This is a genomic window from Candidatus Mycobacterium wuenschmannii, assembly GCF_030252325.1.
Lineage (GTDB): Bacteria > Actinomycetota > Actinomycetes > Mycobacteriales > Mycobacteriaceae > Mycobacterium > Mycobacterium wuenschmannii.
In genome coordinates this window covers 4,534,889-4,554,392 of record NZ_CP126981.1, presented here as the reverse complement: position 1 = coordinate 4,554,392, position 19,504 = coordinate 4,534,889, and the positions used below count along the sequence as shown (strand labels likewise).

Genomic DNA, 19,504 nt, shown 5'->3' with positions numbered 1-19,504 from the left:
AGTGTTTGGCAGGATTTCCCGCTTGATTCATCGGGGCTTTGTCGCGGTGACAAGATGCGTCGGTGTCCACGGGCCGCCGTACCACATGCGCCACCCGACGCTCGTGCGTTCGACCTTGTCCCAGCCCTGCTGCCGGAGGTGGTCGGCGTGCTGCTGGGTCTCCCACAGGTCGGCGATGGCGAGGCGACCGCCGGGTTTCAGGACGCGCATGGCTTCCTCGAGAGCCTTCCGCCGGCCGTCGTGGCCCGGAATGTTATGGATGGCAAGGCTACTGACAATTGCGTCAAAGCTGTTGTCGTCAAACGGAAGTACGGTCATGTCGCCGGTGTGCAGCTCGATACGGTCTTTGACGCCTTCGATTTCCGCATTGGCGAGGGTGGCCTCCGAAGAGTTGCCGGTCTGGTCGGCTTGCCAGATATCGACGCCGACGGCGCGCCCGTTCGGGAGTCGTTTCGCGACCGCGAGCAGCACCGCGCCGCGGCCGCAGCCCATGTCGAGGACTTTCTCGTCTCCTTCGAGAACGAGTTCGTCGAGGATGCGCTGCCAGACCTGGAATTTGCCCTTCTTGGTGGCGTAGATGTACAGGGCGGTGCTCGCGGCGATGCCGAGGGATGAGGCTCCGCTCAGCGCTGCGACCAGTCGATTGCCGCGTTTGGCGTTGATGCCCGAGACCGCCGCGAGGGCCGCGGATCCGATGCCGATGCCGATCGCCTGGTCGCGAGCGGAGATGACTTTGAACGAGCCATCGACTCCATAGTCGCCCTTGTGGTCACGCGGCATTGCGTGCGTCATTCCGACCTCATTCCCCGCCGACTGCTGCTTAACACCTTCGGCCAGCCTATGCGGGTGACTGGTGAGCGATTGTTCACCCGGCTTACACTGCCGCCCGTGGGGCAAGAACTGCATGTGAACACGGCCGACCTGCATGCCATGTCCACCCGCTGGGGCGCGTCCGTGGGCGACCTTCACCAGGTGGTCGCGCCATCGGGACTCGGATTGTCATGCCAGGCCAGCGCGGCTGCGGTCGATGCCGCTCATGGCGAGGTCGCGGGGTTCATAGCAGGACTCGCGGGACGCATCGGCGAGCGCGCCGCAGGGGTCGTGACTGACAGCGCGAGCTACCTCGCCCAGGAGGCAGCGTCGACGTCCGCGCTGGCTGCGATTTTCCAGCAGGTGGTGACCCTCTAGCGATGGCGGCAGTCGCAGGAGGTCCCGGGCTGTCGGCCTTATTGAACTGGCCGACTGACCACCTCACCGAAGCAGCCAGCCATTGGGAGTCCGTCGGCGAGCAGAGCTTCGGGGTCGCTCACGGCGTGTGGAGCGACGCGATGGTCGCCGATTGGAAAGGCGAGGCCGCCGAGGCGCTGCGTACCGATACCCATGCGGATATGACGACCACGAGTGCGGCAGTCGACCGGTTGCAGGGCGCCGCTACAGCGGCGCGGAGCGGCGCATCGGAACTCGAGGCAGCGCGCTCGTACCTTCAATACGCAGTCGACGATGCGCGCTCATCGGGTTTCACAGTGGGCGAAGACCTTTCGGTAACCGATCAGACCTCCGGCGGATCGGCGGCACAACGAGTCGCTCGACAGGTGATGGCGCAGTCCCATGCCGGCGAAATTGGCGCGCGCGCAGCCGCATTGGTCAACACCGACGCTCAAGTTGCCAGCCGCGTGACGGCGGCAGTGTCCGGCGTCGGATCGACGTTTCCTCCGGCGCCGCCGAATGGCGGTCAAATCCGTGCCGTCGACAACCACACGTTCAAGATGGATCCGGCAACGCCGATCAAGCCTGAGGACATGACGGAAGCCGAAGCGCGAGCCGCTTGGGCGGAGGTCAACGCTGAGGTCAATGCATATAACACGCGCTGCGGACGCACGTTCATCCTGCCGACAGAGCAGGGAGCGTACGACACATGCGTAGCCGACAAACAACGACTGCTCGACAAGCAGGCGGCGATTAGAGCGCGCTTGCACGACCTCAAGGTTCCTATCGAAGACGAAGAATCCGCTCAGCACCCCGAGGAGGGAAAGCCGCCATTTCCTCCGCCTGAGCAAATCAACGGGTTGACGGACCACGGCGCCAAGCGCGTATTTGGTCGAGAAGGGCACGGGGTCAACGACGAGGCAATGCAGGACGCGGTTCGCAATCCGGTCAGGCCTCCGAAGTTCGTACCAGATGAATACGGCGGGACATGGCGATACGACGGAAAGGATGCGACCGTGTGTTTAAACGAAAGTGGTCAGGTCACTACCGCCTGGCCAAACGGTAGTGGCGGATGGAGGAATCCATGAGCAACGTGCTTGACGCCATTCCGCCCGACCACCGAAAGCTCATCGTGGACGAGCTTGAGCGTCGGAGCCCAAGCCTCGTCAGCGAGCTAGGTCGCGTCGAGCGTCCGACCAACGATCAGAGTGATGCCGTTATCGACGCGCTCCACTTTGCATTGAGCGCGAATTACGGTCCGGGACACATGCCGAACGACTACGGCCTTGCGGTTGAACGCGCAATAGATGCTTACCTTGAAGCCTGGCCAATCATCCGAGAATGAACTTCAACGGATTCGTCGATGCGCAACAGGCACTTCGCGCCGACATCCTTGACGTGGGCGATGTTCATTTCGTCTCTATGGCCGACATCCAAGCCTGTCCTTTCGACGGCAAACTAGGTGACCTCTCGGCTGAGCACCAACAGCTCGTCGCCGACACCGTCCGATCGCTATTTGCGGACGGGCTGGTGGAGACGCTAGACCCGAGCAAGCTGCGAAGGTAATCATCCACCATGGGAGCATTAGATGGTTGACGTTAATGTCGTCTGACATGGGAGCGGCCGCGCGGATGGCCAACAGATACAGGCAGGTGATATTCGAGTTCATCAATGGCGAAATGTCACCGCCAGAATTTGAACGATCCTATTTATCTCTGTTCAAAAGCGACACTACTAAGGTCGGCGGGGAGAAATTCGACATTCTGGATAAGCTGTTCGCAGACGTCGATGCGTTCGTTGAGGATCCTGAGTTGCGTGATCGAGTGTACGGGAGCATCGATTCAGAAGAATTACTCGACTGCGCGCGAGAGGCATATCGAAAGCTTTACGAGAGCTAGCCAGTACCGCAGGACGGACATGCGTCTGGTGACGAAGTCCCGTAAGCAGTCGGGCAAGACGCACGGGAGTGAAGGCGTCGTAAACCGTCGAGACACTAAATTAGGTAAACGATGTTCGCGGACGTTGGCTTCGCCCCGACGCGCACGCAGCGCCTGCTGAGCTCTGGGGCTGCACCGCGGCAGTGACTGAAGTATGCGATCGCCACTCGCTTCAAGATAGATTTCTGCCGTGCCGACAAGTGCAGCGACACTGTTGAACTCAGCCAACCTCAACTGGCTGGGCGCCTCTGCATGGTTGGACCGCATCCCACTCGACCAGCCGGGCGTGTACCTCGTGTCACTGAGCGGTCTGCCCGAGGAGTGCCCAACTCAGTCGGAGTGCCACATCTCGCCGGCAGCCGTCCAGCAACTGTTATCTCGTCGGCCGGAACTGCTGCTCGATCGTCGGCGCCCTTCGTGGACACGCCTGGCAGAACGCATTTCGTCGATGTGGTTGAGAGACGAAAGCATCGTGTACATCGGGCTGGCGGGAACGTCAGTGGCCCAACGCGTCGCCCAGTACTACCGCACTCCGCTGGGTGCCGAGCGACCGCACGCGGGCGGATGGCCGTTGAAGACATTGGCAGATCTGAATCACATGTGGGTTCATTACGCACCGTGCGCAGCACCCGACGAGGCTGAACGGAAGCTGCTACACGCGTTTTCGGCCCAGGTATCACCCTCATCGCGAGCAGCACTGTACGACGCCCAACTTGCCATTCCCTTCGCCAATTTGGTGATGCCGGGCGGGCGACGTAAAAGGCACGGAATCACCGGCGCCCGCGGCCCGATCCCGAGCAGCCGTACCTCCGATACCGAACCGCAGGACGCCGAGCTCGATACTTGGCGCCAAAGGCCCATTGAGCCAGTCACATTGGGCCAGGCTGCGGTGACGCAAAGAGTGACCGAAGCTGATCTGCGAGGCGGGGCGATCCGGATTCCGTCGTCCAGCAAGTCCTTGTTTCCGACGGCTAAGCAAGATGTTGAAGTGATTCTGCGTGGCGCTGCGGTTGAGGCGCGTTGGGATCCACGCAACGGGCCCGACCGGTCGCGTTCCGGTGTACTCAGAATCGGTACCGCCCTCTTGAGGACCGTGGTCGCACCGGACGAACGGTTGACGATCGTGGTGCGCGACGATCGAAGCATCACTCTGGAGTAATTTCGGTGTTCCCTGGCATACATTGGGTCACGTTCGCGAAGCGAATTGGGTTGACGACTGACGGTCTCCGGTAGCCCCTTCCCGGCCCACTGCTTTCAGTGTTTGAAGAGCATGAATTCCATCGGGGCGGAATGAGTTTGGCGGTCGCTTTGACGGGGGGGCGGCGCCGCCTCGGTCGAACCACCTTGGCGAGAGCTCGCCACCGGCCGGCGTTGCCCGGAATGTTGTAGATGGCGAGGCTGCTGACGATGGCGTCAAGGCTGTTGGCGTTGAACGGAAGTACGGTCATTTCGCTGGTGTCTAGCTCGATACGGTCTTTGACGCCTTTAATTTCCGCGTTAGCCAGGGTCGCCGAAGATGAGTGGCATGCCACACGCTCAACGCAGAGATCCATGCCGCCGACGACGAAGGGCTCACCGAACGAATTACCGGGAGTCTCGAACCGACCAGGAAGTCACGACGGTTACTCAGCACCTTCGACCGGCCTATGCGGGTGACTGGTGAGCGATTGTTGCCCCAACTTACACTGCCGCCCGTGGGGCAAGAACTGCATGTGAACACGGCCGATCTGCATGCCATGTCCACCCGCTGGGGCGCGTCCGTTGGCGACCTCCACCAGGTGGTCGCGCCACCGGAGGTTGGGCTGTCCTGCCAGGCCAGCGCGGCTGCGATCGACGCCGCTCGGGTTAGATGAACGGACACATGATGAACTCAGATCCAGGCGTTACCACTATTGACTTCGAAGCACACCTGCTTGTGTCCATGAAGCTGAGAATAAAGATGTCGCACAATGAATCTCAGCTAGAAGCGAAGCTGGCGCAGAATCGCATTTCAATCGAGAGAGCGGCTCATAGCCACGAAAAGATAACCAAAGCCCTTGCTGGCGAAGCTCATTTTTTCACCAATATGAAGCGGCTGTTGCAACCGGAGATGCAAGATGCCACCAGTCTCGAGTACGACAGCGTGCTGTGGCCGGGATTTAGATTCAAGGCCACCGGCAGTCACAGCGGACACATCGAATCGGCGGGCTACCAACGCACGGACAATGTCGCCAACCGCGTCGGCGCACCGGTCGACCTTGAGATGTGGACTATGGATGTCGCTGAGTTCGCAGATCGGTTCGGCCCCTTGAGCGCTGGGCGAAAGTGGTCATTCGTAGACGGCCATCTGCCCGGATACGAAGAGCACGAATTCGTTTGGGAAGGAGAAAGTTACGGGGCGGGATTCAGTTGGGGGTTGTTTATGTTTGCGGCGATGTCGTGGGACTGAGCACTGCTAGGAATCACTTTCGTGGATTGGGCTTGCTGCAAACTCTCACAAAGCTGCGATAAGTAGCCCCCAATCAGACGTAGAACCGCCGCCGTCACCAATGCCCTTGGTGCACAACCTCTTCGAACGGTCGCCGGTTCGGCTTGCGAATCGGCTTGAGCGGTCGGTCCGCGGGATATCCGATGCCAAGGAGGTATGCCACTTGGTAACCCTCGGGCACACGAAGGATGAAACGCGCCTTGTCCTGATCTCCCACCGATGAGTGTCCGGTCCCAATACCGCGGTCGGTCGCCGCGATCATCATCGCCATCGTGGCCTGCCCCAAATCGTACTGGTCGGTGACTCGTCGACGCTCGTCTGGCGGCTCGGGCAGCACGAAAGCGATCGCCGCCGCGGCCCCGGCGATATGCCCTGCGCCCTGCCAGACCGTCGAAAGCTCTTGCAGCTGAGCCCTATCAGTGACGATAACGAAATCCCACGCTTGGCGGTTCTTCGCCGACGGCGCCCGCCAACCGGCTTCGGCGATACGGTTGAGATCTTCGTCAGGCACCGGTTCCGGTTTGTACTGGCGGACATTGCGCCGCGCCGTGATCGCGTCCCAGGCTTCCATCGAGTTGCTCCCGTCGTATGTACTCTTGCTTCCACGCTAGGCCGCTTCGCCAACCTCGCGCTCGAGCGCATCGAGAACCTCGGCTAACTCGTCCGCCATCCAGCTATCTGGAAAGCGCCCGCGATAGACCTCGAGCAGCGACTTGTAGTACCACAGGTGATCCGCCGGGTCTTTGACGCTGAACCGCTCCCACAACTGGGCTTTGTGCCTGCGGAAGTCCCGCAGGATTGCGTGCGCGTTGTTCAGTTTGTCGGCCAGCGACACGAGGACGGCGCTGTCGGATGCCTCGGATAAATGGTTGATGTAGTTCTCTTTGCGCTCACGCCAGGGCGGCTTCGGCGTCACGACGGTGTCGCTGCATTCCCTGACGATTGATGCAACCTCGTCGCCGAACTTCTCTCGAATCTCCGCCAGTATCGGCTCGCCGCCCTGATCTTCAGCAGTGTCGTGCAGCAATGCAGCGATGACTTGATTTTCAGTGCCGCCTGCCTCGATCACATACCCGGCAACCGCGAGCAGATGGCCCAGATATGGGATATCGCCACCCTTACGCAACTGTTCACGGTGCTTGCCCGCCGAATACGTGAGCGCGTCGTCGAACCTCTGCGTGAGACGCGGCGACTGGGTCTGGCTTGTCATCTTCGACTCCTTCCACTCCCACTTTGGCATAGGGGTACGACACGACCTCTCATGTCAGGACCTGGTTCTGTCGTTACGCAAAGACACTGCAGCGAACGCGTGACCGACTGGGCTTACGCACGGAATAGCCTGGGATACGAGTGCTCCAAGGTTTAGTGCCGCCCGACGGACCTATACCCGCCTAACGCGCGTCGGACCTGCGTCGGAAAAGCTCCGCGGGACGGCCGCGCCCCTCGGAAATCAGCTTTCCGACTCCGACGAGGTGCGGGTCCATGTTTCGCCGAAATGTGTCGCGCGGCAACACAACTCCGGCAACTTCCTCATGCGCGAGCCGCAGTTGCCGGAGGGTGAATTCATCCGGCAGGAGCCGATCTGGATCGGGTCGGTGGCGGTAGCGCGAACGCAAGTAGTCGACGGCGCGCTCGATAATGATGCCGTGGTCGTGGCTGAGTTGGCCCGGCGCCGATGTCGGCATCAGCCGCGTGCTAGCGGGATACCGCGACGACAGCCGCTCGAGGCGCACTACCTCGATATGCGCGACAGAGAGCACCCACCCTCGCTCGTCGCGATCCGGGTCGTCGAACACATGCAACTGTCGTGGCTGCAACCCACGAATGTTCGCCTTGTCGCGCAGTGAGCGGTCGACGGCTTTGGCTAGCGTCTCCTTCTCGTGCAAAAAGGTTCCCGGTAGCGCCCATCCCCGTCCCGTCGGGCGCCGCACCTGCAGCACCACCAGGCCCAAATCGTCATGCAGCGACAACGCCGCGGTGTCGACTGCGACCGACGGGCGGACGAAATCGGTTAGAGCGTGTCCGTCGCTGTCCCGCCACACTCGCTTACTCAAATCAACATCCTCGGATAGGGCGATATTTAGCGCGATCTTACGCAATATGGCTGATCAGTGGCCCGGCACCAGGAACGACGGAATATTTGTCAGACCCCCGGCGTACTCTATGGGAAATTAGCGCAGATATGCGCAAAACAAATGAGCAAGAGGAGTTGATCGATATGGGCTCATACAACGACCGCGTCGAAGGTGTGCTGCTCGGCGCCGCAGCCGGCGACGCCTTGGGTGCCCCCTACGAGTTTCACCCGCCCCGCGGACCCGAACTCGACGTCGCGATGGTCGGCGGCGGGATGTGGGAGCGCGGCGAGTGGACCGACGACACCGCTATGGCCATCGCGATCGCGGAAGTGGCTGCCACCGGCTCCGACCTGCGGGAGGCGTCCGCTCAGAACGCAATCGTCGCCCGGTGGTGGGAATGGTCGCGCACGGCCAAGGATGTCGGCATCCAGACCAGCTCAGTGTTGCGGGCCGCGGGCCGCGATGGTCTGATCACTGCCGACCGCGCGCGCGCCGAATCCGAGCTGCTGCATACCCATTCCGGCCGCACCGCCGGCAACGGGTCGCTGATGCGGACGGCGCCGGTCGCGCTGCGCTACCTCGGCGACGAAGACGCCATGGTGGCGGCCGCGCGTGCGATCAGCGAGCTAACCCACTACGACCCCGAGGCCGGCGACGCCTGCGTGCTGTGGTGCTGCGCCATCCGGCACGCGGTGCACACCGGCGAGCTCCATGTGCGAATCGGGTTGCGCCACATCGACGCCGAGCGTCGCGAACTGTGGTCGAAGCGCCTCGACGTGGCTGAGCGGTCACGCCCCGCGGACTTTCCCAACAACGGCTGGGTCGTCGAAGCATTGCAGGCCGCCTGGTGCGCGATCGCCACTACGGCGATCCCCGCCGACAACCCCCAGTCGGGCACCTTCCGGGCCGACCATCTGCGGCTGGCCCTCGACGCCGCTGTCCGGTGCGGCAACGACACCGACACGGTCGCGGCGATCGCGGCCGCGCTTCTGGGCGCGGCCCACGGCGCATCCGCGGTGCCGCTGGAGTGGCGCGTACTGCTGCACGGCTGGCCCGGCATCACAGCCCACGAACTGGTGGGCTTGGCCTCGGCGATCGAACGGGACGGTGCGCCCGACCGATTCGACTACCGCTATCCCGGCTCCCCCATCGACACCCTGGCCGTCCATCCCTACGACGACAAGGTTCTACTCGGCGGCGTCGGTGTGCTGCGCGGGCTACCCGATGAGGTGGATGCGGTGATCTCGTTGTGCCGGCTGGCCGACGACGACATGCGCCACACCATGCCGCACGCCGAAGTTCGGCTCATCGATCGCTCGGATCCCGACGAGAATCCGCACCTGGATTACGTCTTACTCGACACCGTCCGCCTGCTCGAGCAGCTGCGTGCCGAGGGCCGGACCGTGCTGGTGCACTGCGTAGCGGCCTACAGTCGCACGCCTGCGGTCGCCGCGCTCTACGGCGCACGGCTGCGCGGAGTGAGCTCTGATCGGGCGATCGTGGATGTGCAGGAGGCCCTGCCCGGTGCAGATCCGAACTTCGCGTTCCGGCGAGCGATGCGACGTCTCACCGCTCAGCCGGCGTGAACCGTTGATCCGCAACAAGACTCAACACCCTCAAAGGAGGCAACGATGCTCGAAGACAACGAACACTTGGTCTGGCGCGGAATCCTCGATCCCTCGCTCCTCAAGGACGACGTGGTCGCGGTGGGCCACCTGCTCGCCGACGCCGCCAAAGCAGGTGACTGGTCAACGGTGTTCGACCTGCTCGACGACCCGCGCGCCGACATCAACAGCTGGCGACCGGGTGGCCCGGCCTGGTTCACCCCGCTACACCAGGCCGCCTGGCACGGCGTCCCCGTCGATATCGCTGCCGGGCTACTACAGCGGGGTGCGGTGCGGTCGCTACGCGACGCTCACGGACGCACCGCACACGACATCCGCTGCCAACGTGACCTGGAAGGCGAAAAGCCTAAAGACGTTGCCGTACAACAGCACAATTCGCTGGCACTCCGGGAGCGCTACCTGAAGCCGTCACCCTCACCCTTGACGCCGGCAACTGTCCAGGCTCTGGATCACCACCTCGCCGGGGTCATCGACGGGCGCATCCGCGGCGTGCTTTACGACGGCCGCGACCCGCGGCACGTGCTGCGCTATCCACCGGTCGACATCCTGCACGAGGTGGCCGGCAATCGCGTCTGGTTTCCGGTGCCGGGCATGTACGGCGGATTCGACATCACGCTGATGAACGACGTTCTCGACGTGAAGAGTTGGTGCCGTGTCGTCGGCGGCTCCGGTCAGCAACACCTGATCAGCGTCCACGGAGCCAGCCTGGTAGCCGATGGGTTGCAGTAGTCGTGCAATCCGCAGTTATTGCGGTATCCGCATTTTCTGCGGTATGGTGGACGAATGCCTGACTCCTTCGAGCAGATCCGTAAGCACCTTGACCAAGCCGAGTCATCCGACTCGGCGGCCGAAGTGCTGCAACATCTTCGGCTGGCCTTGACGGAAGTCAGTCAACTGCTCGACGAGCAATTGGCCAACGCCGTGGTGGACGACGAACTGTCGCTTGCAGCGGCCGGCAAGTACGCCGGACTGACCGAGAACGCGGTAGGACCCCGGTTGGCCAGAACGGCCAGGCTGGCGCCTTACGTCACAACAGGAACCCGAGTCACCGCCGAGGACGTCAGGCGGGCCCGCCAACACAAGTACGCCAACCAACCGCTGCCGCCGGCAGCACCCCCCGAGCCGATGCGATTCAAACCGCGCCGAAAAACCAACCCCTCCTAGGGATCTCGAAAGGACCAACCATGCCAAATCAGAGTCTTACCAAGCTCGTATTCCTGCTCGACCGCTCCGGCTCGATGCAGTCGATCAAGTCAGACATCATCGGCGGGTTCGAGGAGTTCATCGCCGAACAGCGCGGAGGCGAAGGACTCTGCACTGCCACGCTGGCGCAATTCGACGAGGAATACGAGGTCGTCTACCGCAACATTGCAGTAGGACAAGTTCCTCCACTGGCCCTGTTCCCCCGGGGTCGCACGGCCCTGCACGACTCGATGGGCAGGCTCATCACCGACACGGTGGCGGAAATCAACGTCCTGCCCGAGGCTGACAGACCGGGGTCGGTCGTCGTCGGGATCATGACCGACGGCTTGGAGAACGCCAGTCGTGAATGGGGACGAGCAGCCATCAGGGCACTTGTCGAGCAGCAGACCAAAGAGCACCGCTGGGAGTTCTTCTACATGGGCGCCGACCAGGACGCCGTCGAGGTCGGCACGGGCCTCGGGATCAAAGCTGAACAGTCAGTCACCTATGCGAGGGGTAAGTCTCGCGAAGCGCTGAAGACGGTATCGGAGAACGTCCGGGGCTATCGCAATGCGAGGCTTGTCGACCCTGCCGCCGCGATGCCGGCGTTCACCGATGCGCAACGCGACAAGCTCGCCGAAGAGTGATCGGCGCTCGTCCGTTCGTACGACAATTCACGCGATCCGACCATCGGTACGAGCGTCCCGTTTTAGGGTGGCGATGATGGCACTCCACGTCCACCGTGCCGAACGCACCGATCTGCTCGCCGAAGGGTTGGGCACGCTCCTGGCAAAGCCGCTGCCGGACCCCTTCGCAGAAGAACTCGTCCTGGTGCCCGCCCGCGGCGTCGAACGCTGGCTGAGCCAGCGGCTCTCGCATGTCTTAGGTGTCGGTCATGGGAGCGACGGGGTCTGCGCGGGGATCGCGTTCCGCAGCCCGGGCTCGCTGATCGCGGAAATCACCGGCACGGTCGAGGACGACCCGTGGTCTCCGGACGCCATGACGTGGCCTCTGCTCGAGACCATCGACGCGTCACTCGACCAGCCGTGGTGCGCCATTCTGGCGAGGCACCTGGGCCACTTTGACGCCGCCGAAGAGGCCGAATTGCGCAGAGGCCGAAGGTATTCGGTTGCGCGTCGACTGGCCGGCCTGTTCGCCTCCTACGCCCGCCAGCGACCCCAGCTTCTCGTCGACTGGCTCGACGGTAGCGCTGCACGCCTGGACGAGGACCTGCTGTGGCAGCCAGAATTGTGGCGGGCGCTCGTCGCGCGCATCGACGCCGATCCCCCGCACATCCGGCATCAGAAGACAGTCACGCGTCTGCAAGAAGGGCCGAGCGAGTTGCCGTCTCGGCTGTCGCTGTTCGGCCACACCAGGCTGGCGTGCACCGACATTGAACTGCTGCAGGCGCTGTCGACGCATCACGACCTGCACCTGTGGCTGCCGCACCCGAGCGATGCATTGTGGACACAGCTCGTTCCGCAGCGCGGCGCCATCCCCCGCCGCGACGACACCAGCCATCGCGAGGTGGACCACCCGCTGCTCGCCACGCTCGGGCGCGACCTTCGCGAGCTCGAGCGCAGCCTGCCGACCGACCCGCAGTCCGACGAGTACCTGCCCACTCATGACCGGCCGGCGACACTCCTTGGTTGGCTGCAAGCGGATATTGCTGCGAATGCCGTTCAGCCACAGGGGCGTACGTTCTCCGAGAACGACCGCTCGGTGCAGGTGCACAGCTGCCACAGCCCTGCGCGTCAGGTCGACGTTCTGCGCGAGGTACTCCTCGGTCTGCTGCAAGACGATCCGACCCTGGAGCCACGCGACATCCTGGTGATGTGCCCGGACATCGAGACCTATGCGCCGCTCATCGTCGCCGACTTCGGGCTCGGCGATGTCGTGCACGGCGCTCATCCCGCACACCGGCTACGGGTCAAGCTGGCCGACCGCTCGCTGATCCAGACCAACCCGCTACTCGGGCTGGCCGCGCAACTGCTCGCCCTGGCCGATGGGCGGGTCACCGCCAGCGAGGTGCTCAACATTGCCGAGTCCGCACCGGTGCGAGCCCGATTCGGCTTCACCGACGACGACCTGGAGTCGATCACCCGCTGGGTCCGGCAGGCCAACATCCGCTGGGGTTTCGACCAGGAACACCGCAAGCCGTACCGCGTCGACTTCGTGCACAACACATGGCGTTTCGGCATCGACCGGATCCTGACCGGCGTCGCGATGTCCGACGACGCGCACTCCTGGATCGACCAGACCCTGCCTCTGGATGACGTCAGTAGCAATCGCGTCGAATTGGCCGGGCAGCTGGCCGAATTCGTCTGCCGGTTGGAACGCGCGGCAGGCGCACTGTCCGGCGCGCAACCGTTGAGCGCGTGGCTGAGTGCTCTGGCAGAGGGCGTCATTAGCCTCACGCGCGTCAGCGACGCCGATGCGTGGCAGACCCGGCAGATGCAGCGCGAGTTCGCAGAAGCGTTGGAACAAGCCGGGACTCGTGCAGACACCTCACTCCGGCTGGCCGATATCCGGGCACTGCTCGACCAGCACCTCGCCGGTCGGCCGACCCGCGCGAACTTTCGGACCGGAACGCTGACCGTGTGCACAATGGTGCCGATGCGGTCGGTGCCACACCGGGTGGTCTGCCTCGTCGGCCTCGACGACGGCGTGTTCCCGCGCATCGGTGTGGTCGACGGTGATGACGCGCTGGCCCGCGACCCGATGACCGGTGAGCGCGACATCCGCTCCGAGGACCGGCAATTGCTGCTCGACGCAATCGGCGCGGCCACCGAGAAACTGGTCATCACCTACACCGGCGCCAACCAGTACACCGGTCTGACGCGCCCACCCGCCGTGCCGCTCGACGAGTTGCTGGACACCCTCGACGCCACCACGCCGGACAAGATTCGCGAACACATCGTCGTCCAGCATCCGTTGCAGCCGTTCGACATCCGCAATGTCGAACCCGGGACGCTGGTACCGAACGTTCCATTCAGCTTCGACCCGGTCGCGCTGCGCGCCGCGCAGGCCAGCACCGGCGAACGTCGCCAGCATCCCGCATTCATCGCCGGGCCGCTGCCGGCTCAGCCCCTCGAGGATGTCATCCTTGCCGACTTGATCGGGTTCTTCAAAGACCCGGTGAAGGGCTTCTTCCGGGCGCTGGACTTCACGTTGCCTCGTGACTTCGAGAGCATCGACGACGCCATCCCCGTCGACCTCGACAACCTCGAGGAATGGTCCGTCGGCGACCGGATGCTGCAGGACCTCCTGCGCGGCATGACGCCCGAACAGGCACGCGGGGCGGAGTGGCGCCGCGGCACCCTGCCGCCGGGAAAACTCGGCTGGCGCAAGGCAACCGAAATCCTCGAACAATCTGTACTTCTCGCGACGGAAGCGCAGCAATACCGCAGCGCCGACCCGGTGCCGTACGACGTCGACATCCAACTCGGCGGCGGGCGGCGGCTCAGCGGCACGGTACCGGCGGTCTTCGGTAGTCGCCTGGTGTCGGTGACCTACTCGCGGTTGGATGGCAAGCACCTGATGGAGTCGTGGATTCCCTTGTTGGCGTTGCACGCTCGCGACTCCAGCCAGGACTGGTCGGCGGCGTGCATCGGCCGGCCGAGGCGAGGCACCCACCCGCGTGTCGAGGAACTCGGTAGGCCGGACGGGGATGCCACCGAAGTCTTGCGCGAGCTGGTCGCGATCTACGACGCGGGCCGTCGGGAACCGCTGCCGCTGCCGGTCAAGACGTCGTACGCGTGGGCGGTGGCACGGCATTCCGGCGACGATCCCGTCAACGCGGCCGAATACCGTTGGTACAGCAACAAGTACCCCGGCGAGGACGCATCACCGGCACACGTCCGCGCGTGGGGCGATCACGCGCGGCTCCCCGACTTGATGACACCGTTGCGGCCAGGCGAGGAATTCGACAGCGAAAACACCCGACTCGGCGCGTACGCCTGCCGGCTCTGGTTGCCGATGCTGCGGGCCGAGAGGATCCCGGTCTGATGCAGCCCTTCGATCTCCTCGGCCCGTTGCCGACTGAGCGCGCGACGACCGTGCTGCAGGCCAGCGCGGGAACGGGTAAGACGTTCGCGCTGGCCGGTTTGGTGACCCGGTATGTCGCTGAAGGTGTCGCCACGCTCGACCAGATGCTGCTCATCACGTTCAGCCGATCCGCCAGCCAGGAGCTTCGCGAGCGGGTTCGCCGTCAGATCGCTGATGCGGTAACCGCTTTCGACGATCCGTCCAGCGTCGGCGACAACCACTTGGTGGCGTGGCTGATCGACGCACGCGCTGACGAGCGTGCGGCCCGCGAACAACGGCTGCGCGACGCGCTGGCGGGGTTCGACGCGGCGACCATCGCCACCACACACCAGTTCTGCCAACTGGTACTGCGATCGCTCGGTGTCGCCGGCGACACCGCCGCCAACGTCACCCTGCTGGAAAGCCTCGACGACCTCACCACCGAAATAGTCGACGATCTGTATCTGGCCCGGTTCGGTCAGGATCGCGACGATCCGCTCCTGCAGTACGGCCCCGCGCTCGAGTTGGCGCGCACGGTCGTCAGCAATCCGGCGGCAGAATTGAGACCGCGCGACGCGGAGCCCGGCTCAGAGGCGGCCGCCCGCGTCGACTTCGCGAAAGACGTTCTGGCCGAACTAGAAACCCGCAAGCGGCGGCTCGGCGTCCTCGGCTACGACGATCTTTTGAGTCGACTGGCTGATGCCCTCGACACCGACGACTCCCCCGCGCGGCGGCGCATGCACGACCGCTGGCCGATTGTCATGGTCGACGAGTTCCAGGACACCGACCAGGTGCAGTGGCGGGTCATCGATCGGGCGTTCGGCGGGCGCTCGACGGTGATCCTGATCGGCGATCCGAAGCAGGCGATCTACGCGTTCCGCGGCGGCGACATCGTCACCTATCTTGAAGCGGCGGACACGGCCGGTGAGCAGAAGACGCTGGCCACCAACTGGCGGAGCGACTCCGCGCTGCTGGACCGCCTGCAGGTGCTGTTGGGTGGCGCGCAACTCGGCAGTCCCGCCATCGTCGTAGAGGACGTCACGGCGCATCATCAGGGCCACCGGCTCGCCGGCGCGCCCCACAACGACCCATTCCGGCTGCGAGTGGTCCAGCGAGAGATGCTCGGCCGCAGGGGCGTTCAGAACCTATCGATCGACTCCATTCGCAAGCACATTGGCGCCGACCTCGCCGCGGACGTCCGCGCACTGCTTGCCAGCGGTGCGACATTCGACGGCACACCACTACAGGCTCGCGACATCGCCTTGATCGTCGAACGGCACCGCGACGCCGACATCTGCTTCCAGGCGCTGTGCGACGCCGATGTCGCCGTGGTGTACACCGGCAACACCGACGTGTTCACCTCCGACGCCGCCGGTGACTGGCTCTGCCTACTAGAGGCTTTCCACCAGCCGCATCGACCCGGGATGGTCCGCGCGGCGGCGGCCACCGTGTTCTTCGGTGAGACCGCGGAAACCCTTGTCAGTGGCGGTGACTTGCTCACCGATCGGATTGCCGACACTTTGCGTGAATGGGCGGCGCACGCTCGGGAACGCGGTGTCGCCGCGGTCTTCGAGGCTGCGCAGTTGCGCGGGATGGGCGATCGCGTGTTGTCGTGGGAGGACGGCGAGCGGCGGATGACCGACCTCGCCCACGTCACGCAATTGCTGCAGGACGTCGCACACCAGGAGCGACTGGGTTTGCCGGGACTGCGCGACTGGCTGCGCAAGCAACGCGAAGAACGCAGCGGCGCCGCCGAACGCAACCGTCGGCTCGACAGCGACGCCACCGCCGTGCAGGTCATGACCGTGTACGCGGCCAAGGGGCTGCAATTCCCTGTCGTCTATGTGCCTTTCGCGTTCAACCTCTATGTCCAGGACGACGACATGGTGGTCTTCCACGAGGATGCGGTGCGCTGCCTGTATGTCGGTGGCAGGAACGGTCCCGGCGCCGCGCACGCGAAGCAACAGGGTCGGCTCGAGGATGCGAGCGACGTGATTCGGCTGAGCTATGTCGCGATGACGCGGGCGCAGTCGCAGGTGGTGGTGTGGTGGGCGCCGTCGCGCGACGAGCCCAACGGTGGGTTGTCCCGGCTGCTGCGGGGCCGGCGCCCGGGCGAAGCGCTGGTGCCCGAGAAGTGCGATCCGCCGAAGATCAGCGACGACGACGCGATGGCCCGGCTGCAGGAGTGGGAGGCCGCAGGCGGCCCGGTCATCGAGCTGGCGGTGGTCGGCGAGGCACCCTCAGTGTCGCTGGCACCCGAGACGCCGCATCTCGAGATGCGGCATTTCCACCGCCGTATCGACACCGACTGGCGACGCACTTCCTACTCGGGCCTGGTCCGGGTGGCCGAAACTGTGGGCGTCACCAGCGAACCCGAGGCTACCGAGCTGGACGACGAGACCGGCGATATTGCGTTGGCAGAGAACGCTTCCGGGCCTGACGTGGTGTCCCCGATGGCTGTGTTGCCCCGAGGTGCGACGTTCGGGTCGCTGGTGCACGCGGTGCTGGAGAACGCCGATCCGTCTGCGGCGGATTTCGCTCTCGAACTCGAGACCCATGCCCGGCGTGAATTGCACTGGTATCCGGTGGATGTGACGGCTTTTGAGTTGGCCGCGGCGATGGTGCCTATGAATGGCACTCCGCTTGGTCCGCTGGCCGGCGGCTTGACCTTACGGCAGATTGCGCTGCCGGATCGGTTACGGGAGTTGGACTTCGAGATTCCGCTGGCTGGTGGCGATGTGCGCGGTGCCGCGCCGAACGTGTCGGTGGCCGATGTCGGCGAGCTGCTGCGCGCATTCCTTCCCAACGACGATCCAATTGCGCCCTACGTGGATCGCCTGACGTCAGCCGCGCTGGGCTCCCAATCCCTTCGCGGGTATCTGTCCGGCTCGATCGATGTGGTGCTGCGCCTGCCAGACCAGCGCTATGTGGTGGTCGATTACAAGACCAACCATCTGGGCGACAACGCGGCTGATTACAGTCCCGCGCGGATGGCCGAGGCGATGCTTCACTCCGACTATCCGCTGCAGGCGTTGCTGTATACCGTTGTGCTGCATCGTTTCTTGCGTTGGCGGCTTCCGGATTATAACCCTGCCGTGCACCTCGGCGGGGTTTTGTATTTGTTTGTACGCGGCATGTGTGGTGCCGATACTCCGGTGATCGACGGCCGGTCGGCTGGGGTGTTCAGCTGGCAGCCACCTCCCGCGATGGTGGTCGCGCTGTCCGACCTTCTCGACGAGGGAAGGCGGGCGGCGTGACTCTTCTCGAGGTCGAACTGGCGGTAGGCGCTGGCGGCTTGTTGGGTTCGTTCAACGAGGCTGGCGTGCTTGATGTTTCGGATGTACGGGTGGCTGAGCGGATTTGCGTGCTCGGCAAGGAGTCCGACGAGCGGGTGGCGCTGGCGGTGGCACTGCTGGTGCGCGGGTTGCGGGGGGGCTCGGTGTGCATCGAGCTGGAGTCGATCGCTGGTGCTGTCGGTGTTGACGACTTGCCGTGGCCCGCTTCTGCGGATTGGCTTGCGGCGGTCGCGGCCAGCCCGTTGCTCGGCCAGGTGTTGCATCTCTACGACGAGCGGCTGCTGTACCTGGACCGGTACTGGCGCGAGGAGAAGCAGGTCTGCGACGAATTGCTGTCGTTGCAAGCGTCAGGGCCGGGCGGTGATATGCCTGCCTCCGAGCGACTTTTCCCGACCGGTTTCGAAGAGCAGCGGGCTGCGGCGGAAATCGCGCTGACGCAGGCGGTTACGGTGCTGACTGGCGGCCCGGGGACCGGCAAGACGACGACGGTTGCGCGGTTGCTGGCGTTGCTTGCCGAACAGGCGGGCGCATCGCGGCTGCGGATCGCGCTTGCGGCGCCGACGGGCAAGGCGGCGGCGCGGCTTCTCGAGGCGGTGCAACTCGAGGTGGCCAAGCTGGATGCTTTAGACCGTGAGCGGCTTGGTCAGCTGCACGCGATGACGTTGCACCGGCTGTTGGGCAGCAAGCCCGACACGTCATCACGGTTTCGGCACAATCGCGGAAATCGGTTGCCACACGACGTGATTGTCGTCGACGAGACGTCGATGGTGTCGCTGACAATGATGGCGCGGTTGCTTGAGGCTGTACGTCCCGGTTCGCGGCTGATCCTGGTCGGTGACGCTGACCAGTTGGCGTCCGTGGACGCGGGCGCGGTGCTGGCTGATCTGGTGGATGGGATTTCGGGGCGCAGCGACATGGCTGTAGCGACGCTGAAAACGTCGCATCGGTTTGGTGAGACGATCGGCCAACTAGCGGAAGCGATTCGGATCGGCGACGCTGACCGCGCCATCGAACTCTTGCGTGCCGGCGGCGAGCACATCGAGTTCATCGAAGCCGAGGACGCATCTGACGCGTTGCGCCCGGTGTTGTTGCCGCACGCGTTGAAGCTCCGCGAGGCCGCGCTCTACTCCGCGAGCGATGATGCTTTGGCGACGCTCGACGAGCACAGGCTGTTGTGCGCGCACCGGTCGGGACCGAACGGGGTGCAGCACTGGAATCGTCAGGTGGAGAAGTGGCTGTCCGAGGAGACCGGCCAGCCGCCGTGGGCGGAATGGTACCCAGGTCGGCCCTTGTTAGTGACCGCCAATGATTACGCGCTGCGCATCTTCAACGGCGACACCGGCGTTGTCGCGAACGGGCCGGACGGACTTCGAGCTGTTATCGCCGGCGCCGGAGGTGCATTGGACTTTGCGACGAGTCGGCTGTCCGACGTCGAGACGATGCATGCGATGACGATTCACAAGTCGCAGGGCAGTCAAGCCGATGAGGTGACTGTGCTTCTGCCGGGCGAGGATTCGCGGCTGCTGACGCGGGAGTTGTTCTATACGGCGGTGACTCGGGCGAAGGAGAAAGCACGGGTCGTCGGGTCTGAGGCATCCGTGCGCGCCGCGATCGAACGGCTGGCGGTTCGTGCGACAGGGCTGAGGGTGAGGTTGACTCAGTGACACATAAACCGAACCCGATACCGTCA

19 protein-coding genes are annotated in these 19,504 nt (G+C 64.2%); 15 read left to right on the top strand and 4 right to left on the bottom strand.

What is annotated here, in order from left to right:
* Positions 1-27: 27 nt before the first annotated feature.
* Positions 28-780 carry a class I SAM-dependent methyltransferase gene (locus PT015_RS21895; RefSeq protein WP_285191232.1) on the bottom strand — a complete coding sequence of 251 codons (753 nt, stop codon included), beginning with the start codon at positions 778-780 and terminating at the stop codon, positions 28-30.
* A gap of 108 nt (positions 781-888) precedes the next feature.
* Here PT015_RS21895 and PT015_RS21890 point away from each other — a divergent pair, with 108 nt between their 5' ends.
* The 8 genes from PT015_RS21890 to PT015_RS21855 all read left to right on the top strand — a co-directional run bounded on the left by PT015_RS21890 (position 889) and on the right by PT015_RS21855 (position 5,571).
* Positions 889-1,188, top strand: a complete 300-nt coding sequence (locus PT015_RS21890) for a hypothetical protein (protein ID WP_285187176.1) — start codon at positions 889-891, stop codon at positions 1,186-1,188.
* Between the two features lie 2 nt (positions 1,189-1,190).
* The gene (locus tag PT015_RS21885; RefSeq protein ID WP_285187175.1) at positions 1,191-2,294 is read left to right on the top strand and encodes a hypothetical protein; all 1,104 of its coding nucleotides are present in this window, start codon (positions 1,191-1,193) and stop codon (positions 2,292-2,294) included.
* A complete protein-coding gene (locus tag PT015_RS21880) occupies positions 2,291-2,551 on the top strand; it encodes a hypothetical protein (protein WP_285187174.1) in 261 nt (86 codons plus the stop codon). The genes PT015_RS21885 and PT015_RS21880 overlap by 4 nt, the downstream gene beginning before the upstream one ends.
* Complete coding sequence (locus tag PT015_RS21875; protein WP_285187173.1) at positions 2,548-2,772, top strand: hypothetical protein; 225 nt, start codon at positions 2,548-2,550, stop codon at positions 2,770-2,772. Before PT015_RS21880 ends, PT015_RS21875 begins: the two co-directional genes overlap by 4 nt.
* A 47-nt stretch (positions 2,773-2,819) precedes the next feature.
* Complete coding sequence (locus tag PT015_RS21870) at positions 2,820-3,104, top strand: colicin immunity domain-containing protein (protein WP_285187172.1); 285 nt, start codon at positions 2,820-2,822, stop codon at positions 3,102-3,104.
* 229 nt (positions 3,105-3,333) lie between these two features.
* Positions 3,334-4,302 (top strand): hypothetical protein, encoded by a 969-nt coding sequence (locus PT015_RS21865; protein WP_285187171.1) that lies wholly within the window; start codon positions 3,334-3,336, stop codon positions 4,300-4,302.
* Positions 4,303-4,837: 535 nt separating this feature from the next.
* Complete coding sequence (locus PT015_RS21860) at positions 4,838-4,996, top strand: hypothetical protein (RefSeq protein WP_285187170.1); 159 nt, start codon at positions 4,838-4,840, stop codon at positions 4,994-4,996.
* 8 nt (positions 4,997-5,004) lie between these two features.
* A complete protein-coding gene (locus PT015_RS21855) occupies positions 5,005-5,571 on the top strand; it encodes a hypothetical protein (RefSeq protein WP_285187169.1) in 567 nt (188 codons plus the stop codon).
* Between the two features lie 94 nt (positions 5,572-5,665).
* Here PT015_RS21855 and PT015_RS21850 read toward each other — a convergent pair whose 3' ends face one another.
* The 3 genes from PT015_RS21850 to PT015_RS21840 form a co-directional block, all read right to left on the bottom strand.
* A complete protein-coding gene (locus tag PT015_RS21850) occupies positions 5,666-6,181 on the bottom strand; it encodes a nitroreductase family protein (protein WP_285187168.1) in 516 nt (171 codons plus the stop codon).
* A gap of 36 nt (positions 6,182-6,217) precedes the next feature.
* Positions 6,218-6,820: an HD domain-containing protein gene (locus tag PT015_RS21845; protein ID WP_285187167.1), complete on the bottom strand. Its 603-nt coding sequence runs from the start codon at positions 6,818-6,820 to the stop codon at positions 6,218-6,220.
* 181 nt (positions 6,821-7,001) lie between these two features.
* Positions 7,002-7,664 (bottom strand): NUDIX hydrolase, encoded by a 663-nt coding sequence (locus PT015_RS21840; protein ID WP_285187166.1) that lies wholly within the window; start codon positions 7,662-7,664, stop codon positions 7,002-7,004.
* A 164-nt stretch (positions 7,665-7,828) separates the two neighbouring features.
* On the opposite strand from PT015_RS21840, the gene PT015_RS21835 reads away from it, so the two are divergent.
* The 7 genes from PT015_RS21835 to recD all read left to right on the top strand — a co-directional run bounded on the left by PT015_RS21835 (position 7,829) and on the right by recD (position 19,478).
* The gene (locus PT015_RS21835; RefSeq protein ID WP_285187165.1) at positions 7,829-9,271 is read left to right on the top strand and encodes an ADP-ribosylglycohydrolase family protein; all 1,443 of its coding nucleotides are present in this window, start codon (positions 7,829-7,831) and stop codon (positions 9,269-9,271) included.
* Between the two features lie 45 nt (positions 9,272-9,316).
* On the top strand, positions 9,317-10,039 hold the full coding sequence (locus PT015_RS21830; RefSeq protein ID WP_285187164.1) for a hypothetical protein: 723 nt from the start codon (positions 9,317-9,319) through the stop codon (positions 10,037-10,039).
* 54 nt (positions 10,040-10,093) lie between these two features.
* Positions 10,094-10,474 carry a hypothetical protein gene (locus tag PT015_RS21825; protein WP_285187163.1) on the top strand — a complete coding sequence of 127 codons (381 nt, stop codon included), beginning with the start codon at positions 10,094-10,096 and terminating at the stop codon, positions 10,472-10,474.
* A gap of 20 nt (positions 10,475-10,494) precedes the next feature.
* Positions 10,495-11,139: a vWA domain-containing protein gene (locus PT015_RS21820; protein WP_285187162.1), complete on the top strand. Its 645-nt coding sequence runs from the start codon at positions 10,495-10,497 to the stop codon at positions 11,137-11,139.
* A gap of 76 nt (positions 11,140-11,215) precedes the next feature.
* On the top strand, positions 11,216-14,500 hold the full coding sequence (gene recC, locus PT015_RS21815; RefSeq protein WP_285187161.1) for an exodeoxyribonuclease V subunit gamma: 3,285 nt from the start codon (positions 11,216-11,218) through the stop codon (positions 14,498-14,500).
* Positions 14,500-17,775 carry an exodeoxyribonuclease V subunit beta gene (gene recB, locus PT015_RS21810; RefSeq protein WP_285187160.1) on the top strand — a complete coding sequence of 1,092 codons (3,276 nt, stop codon included), beginning with the start codon at positions 14,500-14,502 and terminating at the stop codon, positions 17,773-17,775. Before recC ends, recB begins: the two co-directional genes overlap by 1 nt.
* The gene (gene recD / locus PT015_RS21805) at positions 17,772-19,478 is read left to right on the top strand and encodes an exodeoxyribonuclease V subunit alpha (RefSeq protein WP_285187159.1); all 1,707 of its coding nucleotides are present in this window, start codon (positions 17,772-17,774) and stop codon (positions 19,476-19,478) included. The genes recB and recD overlap by 4 nt, the downstream gene beginning before the upstream one ends.
* Positions 19,479-19,504 lie beyond the last annotated feature (26 nt).

What these genes read in the sequence shown, in the direction of transcription:
- PT015_RS21885 (WP_285187175.1), top strand. Translation starts at nt 1,191, where the DNA reads ATGGCGGCAGTCGCAGGAGGTCCCGGGCTGTCGGCCTTATTGAACTGG.
- PT015_RS21845 (WP_285187167.1), bottom strand. Translation starts at nt 6,820, where the DNA reads ATGACAAGCCAGACCCAGTCGCCGCGTCTCACGCAGAGGTTCGACGAC.
- PT015_RS21830 (WP_285187164.1), top strand. Translation starts at nt 9,317, where the DNA reads ATGCTCGAAGACAACGAACACTTGGTCTGGCGCGGAATCCTCGATCCC.
- recC (WP_285187161.1), top strand. Translation starts at nt 11,216, where the DNA reads ATGGCACTCCACGTCCACCGTGCCGAACGCACCGATCTGCTCGCCGAA.
- PT015_RS21895 (WP_285191232.1), bottom strand. Translation starts at nt 780, where the DNA reads ATGCCGCGTGACCACAAGGGCGACTATGGAGTCGATGGCTCGTTCAAA.
- recB (WP_285187160.1), top strand. Translation starts at nt 14,500, where the DNA reads ATGCAGCCCTTCGATCTCCTCGGCCCGTTGCCGACTGAGCGCGCGACG.
- PT015_RS21835 (WP_285187165.1), top strand. Translation starts at nt 7,829, where the DNA reads ATGGGCTCATACAACGACCGCGTCGAAGGTGTGCTGCTCGGCGCCGCA.
- PT015_RS21850 (WP_285187168.1), bottom strand. Translation starts at nt 6,181, where the DNA reads ATGGAAGCCTGGGACGCGATCACGGCGCGGCGCAATGTCCGCCAGTAC.
- PT015_RS21875 (WP_285187173.1), top strand. Translation starts at nt 2,548, where the DNA reads ATGAACTTCAACGGATTCGTCGATGCGCAACAGGCACTTCGCGCCGAC.
- PT015_RS21825 (WP_285187163.1), top strand. Translation starts at nt 10,094, where the DNA reads ATGCCTGACTCCTTCGAGCAGATCCGTAAGCACCTTGACCAAGCCGAG.
- PT015_RS21855 (WP_285187169.1), top strand. Translation starts at nt 5,005, where the DNA reads ATGATGAACTCAGATCCAGGCGTTACCACTATTGACTTCGAAGCACAC.
- PT015_RS21880 (WP_285187174.1), top strand. Translation starts at nt 2,291, where the DNA reads ATGAGCAACGTGCTTGACGCCATTCCGCCCGACCACCGAAAGCTCATC.
- PT015_RS21870 (WP_285187172.1), top strand. Translation starts at nt 2,820, where the DNA reads ATGGGAGCGGCCGCGCGGATGGCCAACAGATACAGGCAGGTGATATTC.
- PT015_RS21820 (WP_285187162.1), top strand. Translation starts at nt 10,495, where the DNA reads ATGCCAAATCAGAGTCTTACCAAGCTCGTATTCCTGCTCGACCGCTCC.